Source organism: Oleiphilus sp. HI0125, from assembly GCF_001635355.1.
Genome location: NZ_LWGF01000909.1, coordinates 1 through 969, shown reverse-complemented (window position 1 = coordinate 969; position 969 = coordinate 1). Strand labels below are relative to the sequence as shown.

1 protein-coding gene is annotated in these 969 nt (G+C 45.1%); it reads left to right on the top strand.

Features of this window, described 5'->3' with window-relative positions; all coding sequences use genetic code 11:
* The coding region (locus A3762_RS15710) for a penicillin-binding protein activator (protein WP_156493501.1) at positions 1 to 969 on the top strand (969 nt) is incomplete at both ends.

The following is a 969-nucleotide window of genomic DNA, read 5'->3' as shown; positions in this document are numbered from 1 at the left end:
TCGACGGCAAGTATCGACGAGCAATACACTCTTCTTACAAACTGGCTCAACCAAAACCCTCGCCACCCAGCTACTGACAACCTCCCTTTTGAACTTGAAGCACTAATTAAGCTTCCTGAAACGGCGCCCAATAAAATTATTCTGGCGCTGCCATTTAGCGGGCAATTTGAAAATATTGGCATTGCTATTACCGACGGGTTCTTGGCTGCGAACTTTAATGCACAAAAACCAATCAGCGTCGAGGCATTTGATACGAACCGCCAAACAATCCCTGCGTTATATAACCAAGCAATCGATAACAGTCCGAACACACTTATTATTGGTCCGGTTGTAAAATCAAACATTCAACAACTTAATGATTTGACGGAATTGCCTATTACGACCTTGGCGTTAAATTCCTCAGACGGAACACTCATCAATGACGAGTTATATTTCTTCGGACTTGCTCCAGAACACGAATTAGCTCAAATCGCTAACCGATTAATAGAGCAAGGCTTGAACCGCGTTGCGATCATTGGCGAAACCACAAGCCGTGGGTCACGTTTAACAAGTACTTTCTACGAACTATTTGAGAAGCAAGGTGGAAACGTCGTTGCACAAGCTGCCTATGGCAAGGAAACCTCTCTCTCTGACGCAGTTGCAGCGCTTCTATCTACCGACACAAGCAAGAAGCGTAGCAACGCAATAGCGCGGCTTACCGGCTTAAAACTTGAGACCCGCCCCGAACGACGTCGTGATATTGATGCAATTGTGTTACTCGGAAACAATCAGAACGCCAAACGCATCAATCCGCTCTTTGCATTCAACTTCGCTGATGACGTTCCGGTATTCGCCACATCAAGTATCCACGAACCGAACAGTACAGACACGAACAATGACCTATCTGGAGTCCAATTTATAGATATCCCGTGGGCTTTTAATAAAACAGATCGAATTAAGCTACAAATCGATGCCTCGCGAAAGAATATC